An 8,142-nucleotide genomic window follows, 5' to 3' on the forward strand; every position below is an offset into this window, starting at 1 on the left:
ATAGAGTCTATCGGAGTGAAACGAGCGCGTTCACGCCTGCCCAGGGAAACAAGGTGGGAGAAATTTGGATAAAGCCAGGTGGAGTTCCTTCCTTCCATGATCGCACAGTGGAACAAGGCAAAAGGTATTATTATAAAGTTTCAGCTGTCGACGGATCGGAAAATGAGGGTGCCGCTTCGGCGTATGCCTCCGTCCAAGTCGGGGTTGAAGCGTATTCCGATACGCTAAGCGTTATCAACTCGACGGATTATGACTATTATGAGATTGACTCCGACTTTGCGAATGGGTACAAGGTCAGAGTATATAAGAAAGCGGGAGTTATTGGGTTTCTGCAGGATAAACAAGGCTACAGCAGGCAAAATTTAGGTTTGGATTTTTATTCGACGCCAATGGTGCTCAAATATAAGAGCAGCGCCTTTACAGATAAGGTGCAAAATGGCGGGGCGGAAAGTGGAACGACCACGCCGAATAATTGGTATACATGGAATAACGCGAATGGCTCTTTCACATGGGATGCTAGCGTTAAACATAGCGGAAACCGCTCTCTCAAAATAACGAATGCCAACCAATCCGCAAATTCAACCTGGTACCAACAGACGACCGACTTTATTCCGGGCAAGCACTACGAGGTTTCGTATTGGATTAAAACCGATCAAGTGGATGGGCCTAACGGCGCTGGGCGGGGTGCTTATCTCAACATTCAGTTTTTGGACGCCAACGGTGTTTCCCTCGGGGCAAGGGGCGGCGCGGACGCCTACTCCAATGTAGGCACTCAGGATTGGACGTATTTTGTATCCGATGTAACCGTTCCTCCCGGAACGGCCACGGTTCAAATTGGCGCTAACTTTTATGAAAATAGCGGTACTGTTTGGTTTGACGACATTCGATTCGAGGAGCAGCCGGATGTGTCCATCGTTGGACAGAACGGAAATCTCTATGAGGCGGATTCCGTAACCTTCTCGGATATTAGCTCCACTCACAAGCGGATAGTGACGGTCGTAGGTGATGAAACCTTGTATTATGACTTCTATACAGACAGAATCGAGATAAAAGTTCAAGGTCCGAACGCCGGAGGTTATTTAATAGAGGACGGGGGAATCGTTCCGCGCAACGTCACTTCAGCGTATTGGTCAGACGGTAGTGAAGATGTGATGAGCGGTACGTTTCCAGGCGCCTTCGTAACGAAGAATACAACAAGCTTAAACTTATATCAGCCTCCGTCTTCACAAATGATCAGGTATGAGTTTGGTTCTGCCAAATCGGTAACGCTCAAAAACGGGGGCAGGTTCAGAGGTTATTATCCAAGGTTCCAGATCAACAGCAATGAAGTTTTTACGATGAAATTCCCTAGAAAGACGGATAATCCAAATGGCGGCGCTGAGAGCGGAACGACGTCGCCAGACCATTGGACGACATGGAATCAATCATCGAGCGGAACGTTTGCATGGGATTCCAGCACACGTCATTGGGGAAACAAATCGTTGAAGATTACAAACGCAACAACGGATCATTCAGCCTGGATCGCTCAGATGAACGCTCCAGGGAGCTTGGCAAAGACGCTGCAATTGTCGGCTTGGATCAAGACGTTGTCCGTTGTTGGAACGCAGGGCGCCTTTATATCAGTAGAGGCCAAGGATTCGGCGTATAATGTGCTTGCAACCTATCACATCCCATTCGTAACGGGCACGAATGACTGGAACAAATATACGCTCAGCTTTAACCCGCCCGCGGGAACGACGTATCTCTTTATTGTTGGCAATTTGTATTCAGCTTCCGGTACAGCATGGTTTGACGACTTTGAATTGTCTGCGGCGGATACAGGAATTTCTAATGCGGGGATGGAAATCGGAACCGGAGATCCAACGGGCTGGTCTAGCTGGACTTCGTCCGGCACGCCGTTTGTATGGGACAATTCAACCTATTATAAAGGGAAGAAGTCTCTCAAAATCACGAATAATGCTAATCAATACTCAGTCTGGTATACACCCAGAAGCAACCTGCAGGTCAGCAAGGAATACGAGTTTGGAGGTTGGATTAAAACTTCAAGCGTTTCCGCGGGCGCTATGGGGGCACAGCTGCAAGCGATTGCTATGGACTCCAACGGCCAATGGCTGCAAGCCAATGTTAGCGCGACTATGCTGCATGGAACAAACGATTGGACATATGTAAGGGGCAAGATCACGCTGCCTCCGCTAACAACTAGCGTTCAATTGCAAGCGCAGCTGTGGGGGGTTAACGGCACGGCATGGTTTGATGATCTATTTATTAGACTAGTCGACAAATCCTAATATTCGTTATAATCAAAGGCAGAGATATCCAATCTTTGCCTTTGTTTTAATGACATGCGATGTAGGGGGAATGGTCCTATCCATTGGTTTCGGCGCGCTAGACAACTTACTATTTTTCCAAAAATTGTCCTTACTTTTATTATTGTGGTCTGTCCTCTATATGTGATGAGCTTGATGATCAATCAATCAGCGGCGCGGGATATGCGCAGTGAGATTATGGGCTCTATGAAGTCCAATATTCACTTCTATCTCCGCTCGTTTGAATCCGAAATGAATCGAATCGAAACGCTTAAACGCGAATATTTGTTTGACGATGATTTTCAGAAAATAAGCAACATGTCCCACCTAATGCCGGTTCATGACCGAACCACGGCTATTCTTCGTATTGAAAAAAAACTGGAGCTACTAAAAAACTCTAATTTGTATGTGAAAGAAGCAAGCGTGAACATTCCGCTTATCGGCAAAATTTTATATTCGAATCGATATGATGAACATGTCATGTCGCCAGAGACGGTTCGAGAGCTGTCGCATAACAAGCAGTCTCCTTTCATTTATTGGGACGAGCGTCTTTATATTAGCGGCGCTTATCCAGAAAGCAATTATGGAGATCGTCTTCCCGTGTTTCTTATCGCGGTAGAGTTGTCGAAGGAACAAATCAAGGATTCTCTGAGCGGAATAACGGGAGTCGCGGGAGGCGGAGCCATTCTGCTCGGGCACGACAACTCATGGATGCTGAACGGGGAATCGCAGCCGGAATTAATGAAAGCGATTTCCTCGGAATCGCCTTCCTTTGTATTTGACAATCATGGTCGCGGACAAGACCGTGTGAAGATCGACGGCACTTCCTATTTGCTTACGTATGAAAAATCATCGGAGCTTAATGTATCACTGCTGCTTTACTATCCCGAGAGTCAGCTTCTGCAGCCTCTGACGCGATATACCGTCTGGATGTGGTTGTTATCTCTATTTTCGATTAYGGTCATTACCGGATTTTCGTATTGGATCTATCGCAATATCCATCGGCCTCTTCGTCATTTGGTACGAGCGTTACGCAGAGTCGAAAAAGGGGATCTTGGCGTTCAAGTGCGCCATCCCAACAGGGATGAATTTAATTATGTCTACCAGCAATTCAACGCGATGGTAGACCGGCTTACTATTCTCATTCATGAAGTGTATGAAGGTCAAATACGAAACCAACGCGCTGAATTAAAGCAGCTGCAGTCTCAAATCAACCCCCATTTTCTATACAATAGCTTTTATGCATTATATCGATTGGCTAAGGCGGAGGATATAGACAAGGTTGTAAAAATTACGCAGCACTTAAGCAAATACTATCAGTTTCTTACCMGGACGGGTATGGATGAAGTACCTCTGGAAGTAGAAATAATGCATGCCAAATCCTATGTCGAAATTCAAATAGTGCGCTTTGGAGATCTGGTCGAGGTCAGTTGGAGCGAACTCCCCCATATGTATCGGGATATCCTCGTACCCCGAATGATTCTTCAGCCGCTTATCGAAAACGCGTTTCAATACGGATTGGAGGAGCTGAGAAGCGACGMTCAACTGAAAATCTATTTTGCCCAGCATGACGATTGTTTATTCATTACGATCGAAGACAATGGCGACAGATTATCGGACCAGAAGCTTCAGGAGCTGAATGGTTTAATGATGGCGAAGCAGGTGACGGAGACAACGGGAGTGATCAATGTGCATAGCAGGCTGCGGCTCAAGTTCGGCTCAACAGCGGGTCTTCAAGTATCAAGAAGCGGTATGGGTGGCATGAAGGTTGAGCTCATTATTCCGTTGCAGAGAGAAGGTTGAGACATGTATCGGCTATTAATCGTAGACAATGAACGCCACGTGGTGGATGGATTATTTGAGTTATTTACGAATGAAACCCGTTTGAATGTAGAGGTATACCGGGCCTATCACCCCGAAGAGGCGTTAAATTGGCTGGGGCGGACCAAAATGGATATTGTGCTGTCGGATATACGAATGCCGGGAATGGACGGCTTGCAGCTGCAGAAGCTTATCGTCAAACAATGGCCGTTATGCAAAGTTATTTTTTTGACCGGATATAGCGATTTTGACTATATCCAGGATGCGATGAGGCATGGCGCATGCCAATATTTGCTTAAGACGGAAGGCGACGAGGTATTGCTGGAGGTAGTTGAACAGACCATCGCGGCTATCGAGAAGGAACTACAAATGGGCAGTATGGTGAACAAAGCGAAGCAACAATTAAAGCAAGCTTTGCCCATGCTGCAAAGGGATTATTTGTTGGATATCCTCGAAGGAAACATGGCGGTGACAACGGCGCTGCCGGAGCAATTCCGTAACCTGGAGATGTCACTAGACAGCCATAATCGCGTTCTTACGCTGATCGGACGAGTGGATGAATGGGATCAACACTACAGTAGCTACGACCGAGCCCCCTTGTTGTTCGCGATTCAAAACATTGTCGAGGAATGTCTGTCTCCTTCTTGTTGTGTTGTTACTTTGGTGTATGAGAGAGCCAAGTTTATTTGGTTGATCCAGCCTTCTACCGCGCAGCAAAATACGGCGAAGCCCGTATCGGAGGAGGAATGGAAACATACCTCACGCTTTATACATGGAACGTTGGAGTTTGTGCAGCGAACCTGCAAAAGCTTGCTGAAATTATCCATTTCCATAACCGTTGCAAATAAAGCGGTAGAATGGTCTCAAGCCGGCCATAAGTTCGAGCAATTAAAGCTTTTCTCCAGCCATGGACTTGGAATGGGGACAGAATTATTATTGTTTGAGCCCGAGCAGGAAAACCAGGTGGCGCTTTATAGTGATCAATGGGAGTACCGAAGCAGGATGGGGGCCAAACGAATAGAACTGCTTGCCGAATATTTAGAAAATGGGCAGAGGTATCAGTTTTTCCTCGAATATCCCAAAATGATGAATATCACGCATCTCCACCCGAAAGCGCCGGAATCATTCAAACAGGAAATCAAATATTCCTTTTCGTTAATGTTTATTCGTTATTTGAACAAATGGAATCTATGGAATGAACTGGGGCAGTGGGTTGACCTCAATCGTTTGACCCACATGGGTCATCATGAAGCCTGGAATGAAACATCCGATTATTATGTAGAGCTTGCGGAACAGATTTTTAAACAGAAGCGGGCGGGGCATGAACAGCAGGAAAAGGATGTTGTAAAGCAAATCCAGCGATATGTTCAGGCTAATATTGCGGGAGATCTATCCTTGACCAGAATCGGTGAAGTGGTGGGACACAGCTCCGCTTACGTTTCACGATTATACAAAAATAATACCGGTATGAATATATCGGATTATATTAATGAGCTTAAAATCAATAAAGCAAAAGAGATGCTGGTGGAATCGTCATTCAAGATTCAGGACATCTCGAAGTTGCTTGGTTTTGATAATGACCGGTATTTTTACCGTTATTTCAAGAAAGCGATGAGCGTGACGCCTCAAGAATACAGAGACCGGGAGTCGGCGTCCCCACGACAATGAAAGTGAGTGGAAAGTAGAATCTTTAGAGTCGATGGAAGACTCTATTTTTTTTATGATGAATACAGGAAGGAAACTTCTGAAATTAAACCATTGGGGGAAAACACATGAAGGCTCGTAAAACCACTGTAGTCGTTATGATAGCTGTATTAACGTTTTCGATGTTGTTATCTGCTTGCAGCACGAACAACGCAACCAATCCGGGCACAAGTCAAAGGCCTGAATCCTCTGCTACAACAGAACCAACTGCGGCTAATGATTCCGGGAAACCGGCGGATCCGCTTGGGAAATATGAAACGCCTATCGAGCTTACAGCCGTCCGGAATTACAATCAAGGCACAAAGTTTATAGACGGAGACAACGAAAATGACAATACATGGACAAGAGCTTATGCGGAAGAGCTTGGCATCAAGCTTAAATATGACTGGGTTACAACAGGCACTTCGGATCAGTATTATCAGAAGCTGAATCTATCCATCTCTTCCGGCGATTTGCCGGATACGTTCTCTGTAGACGCCAAGACGTTGAAGCAGCTAGTAGAAGCGGATCAGCTTGAAGACTTGACTGAGATGTTCAACAAATACGCTTCTCCTCTTCTAAAAGAAGCGATCTCTGAATACGGTGACAGCGGCCTTGGCGCTTCTACGGTGAACGGCAAGCTAATGGCGCTGCCTGTAACTGGCAGCGGAGACTACTCGGGCAGTGAGGTGTTATGGGTTCGCAAGGACTGGCTGGACAAAATGGGCCTGCCTGAACCGAAAACTTGGGATGATGTGTTGGCTATAGCCAAAGCCTTCACAGAACAAGATCCGGACGGCAATCAAAAGAAAGACACATACGGAATTCCGATAAGCAAGGATATAAACGGTTATCCCGATCTGCAAGGCTTCTTCAATGCTTATCAAGGCAATCCGTCCAATGTAGCCTGGAAGCAGTACATGTGGATCAAAGATCCAACTAGTGAAGGCTTGGCTTACGGCAGTATTCAACCGGAAGTGAAGACGGCCTTAACTAAGCTGCAGGAGCTGTACAAAGCCGGTATTGTCGATCCGGAATTCGGCGTTAAGGATACAGCGAAAGCGCTGGAAGGCATAACGGGCGGCAAAGCGGGCCTATACTTCGGCTACGGATGGGCAATGAACTGGCCGCTTGGAGAAGCCGTGCAGAAGGATCCGACCGCCAATTGGGTAGCCTATCCGATTCCAACGGCAAACGGAGAGCCGCTGAAGCTGTCGTATTACTTCCCGCTTAGCCAATGGTTTGTCGTCAAGAAAGGTTACGCCAATCCGGAAGCGATTATTAAGATGGCTAATCTGTACATGGAGAAACTGGCTCCTCAGAAGGTGACGGTCGAAAGTAATTACAAATACGGCAAATCGCAGGATGGAATTGAAATCATTAATACCGCGTTGATCAATTCCGCGTTCGTTACGGCAAATATGAACTCCGCCGTCGAGGTTCGATCGGCTGTGCTAGCAAAGGATCCGTCCAAATTAAAACCGGAGCAGAAAGTGTCCTACGATGAAATCTTGAAATACATGGAGACGCAGGATCCGAAGTATTGGGTTCAATACTCCTTTATGAAAACGATGGAAGTGGTAGATGGATATATTGCCGGTGATAATTATCGCGATTCCCTGTATGGAGGTCCTCCGACCCAAACAATGGTAGAGAAGCAGGCGATTTTAGACAAGCTGGAGCTGGAAACGTTCACCAAAATTATAATGGGAGCCGCATCTCCTGACGAGTTCGACAAGTTTGTTTCACAGTGGAAACAGCTTGGCGGGGACCAGATTACAGCTGAAGTTAACGAGTGGTACGCGTCTGCAAAATAACCTGTACAGGAGAAATAAAGGAATAGAGTAGATGTTCATTCTACTCTATTCCCTCTCAACAATAGAAGAGATTTGACAGGAGAGATGTCATGATTTCTGGGAAGTTGCATAGGGAATTACCATTATATCTCATGTTGATTCCAGGTTTGATTATTATTTTCATTTATAACTATATACCCATGATCGGGATTGGGATCGCATTTCAACGCTTTATCCCAGCGAAAGGTTTCTTCGAATCCGAGTGGATTGGCATGAGCAACTTTACGTATATCGTTCAACTGCCGGATACGTTCCCGGTATTGTGGAATACGGTCATTATCGCTATTTTGAAAATGATAGCAGGGTTAATCGTTCCGCTTGTTGTGTCGCTGCTATTGAACGAGGTGAGCAAAAGCGCGTTTAAGCGAGGTGTGCAAACGCTCATTTATTTGCCACACTTTCTCTCATGGGTCATTCTGGGAGGCATTCTCGTCGATCTATTATCCCCCTCGGAGGGATTAGTGAATCAAGTCATT

Annotated in this window: 4 protein-coding genes and 1 pseudogene; all 5 read left to right on the forward strand. The window is 46.1% G+C overall.

Annotation, left to right across the window (positions count from 1 at the left end):
* On the forward strand, positions 1–2,288 hold a 2,288-nt coding region (locus AC1DWN_RS22040), incomplete at its 5' end, for a carbohydrate binding domain-containing protein (RefSeq protein WP_477561049.1).
* Positions 2,289–2,462: 174 nt separating this feature from the next.
* Positions 2,463–4,109, forward strand: coding sequence for a sensor histidine kinase (locus AC1DWN_RS22045; protein WP_477561050.1), 1,647 nt, complete (start codon positions 2,463–2,465; stop codon positions 4,107–4,109).
* A 3-nt stretch (positions 4,110–4,112) separates the two neighbouring features.
* Positions 4,113–5,795, forward strand: a complete 1,683-nt coding sequence (locus AC1DWN_RS22050; RefSeq protein WP_477561051.1) for a response regulator transcription factor — start codon at positions 4,113–4,115, stop codon at positions 5,793–5,795.
* A gap of 104 nt (positions 5,796–5,899) precedes the next feature.
* Positions 5,900–7,627 carry an extracellular solute-binding protein gene (locus tag AC1DWN_RS22055; RefSeq protein WP_477561052.1) on the forward strand — a complete coding sequence of 576 codons (1,728 nt, stop codon included), beginning with the start codon at positions 5,900–5,902 and terminating at the stop codon, positions 7,625–7,627.
* 89 nt (positions 7,628–7,716) lie between these two features.
* A pseudogene (locus AC1DWN_RS22060) lies at positions 7,717–8,142 on the forward strand (sugar ABC transporter permease); the annotation flags it as partial.

The organism is Paenibacillus sp. P4_A7, from assembly GCF_056402455.1.

What these genes read in the sequence shown, in the direction of transcription:
- AC1DWN_RS22055 (WP_477561052.1), top strand. Translation starts at nt 5,900, where the DNA reads ATGAAGGCTCGTAAAACCACTGTAGTCGTTATGATAGCTGTATTAACG.
- AC1DWN_RS22050 (WP_477561051.1), top strand. Translation starts at nt 4,113, where the DNA reads ATGTATCGGCTATTAATCGTAGACAATGAACGCCACGTGGTGGATGGA.